The sequence below is a fragment of the Mesorhizobium sp. BHbdii genome, from assembly GCF_053848045.1.
Window position 1 is genome coordinate 1 of sequence record NZ_JBSPKX010000254.1, and the last position, 424, is coordinate 424.

Consider the following 424-nt stretch of genomic DNA (forward strand, 5'->3'; position numbering starts at 1 on the left):
GACCCACTCCTTCAGCTTTTGCGTGTTTACCTCGCGGCCGATCCGATCAGCCATCTGTTGGGTAAATTTGCCGATCGAAACAAAGAATTTCACAAGCTCGTTGTTGGGGCCAAACTCGAGATTGCCCAGGGTCACCGCGGTTGATCCCTCATCCGTGCAAGTGCTCTTCCCAGGTTTTGAGACGGCATCCTTGATTTTCGATCGCTGTTTTGCCAGGTCGACCGTGTCCATCGGCTCGCTAGCTTGGGCAAGGGACGAATTGGCGGTCAGTAACCAGCCTGCGGTGGTAGCGTCTGCCTTGGTGACTTCGATAGTGGCGTTCAGGTAGCGCCAGGCGGGTTCGACCGTAAGCACTCGATCCTTCGTGGCAACGGTTAAAGGCTTGCCATCCTTGTCGTGACTATCGATGGTGCGCGGCAAGTCG

At 55.9% G+C, this 424-nt stretch carries 1 protein-coding gene; it reads right to left on the minus strand.

The window, feature by feature from the left end:
* A partial coding sequence (locus tag ACWTU8_RS32900) for a hypothetical protein (RefSeq protein WP_455851386.1) occupies nucleotides 1-424 on the minus strand: 424 nt, incomplete at both ends.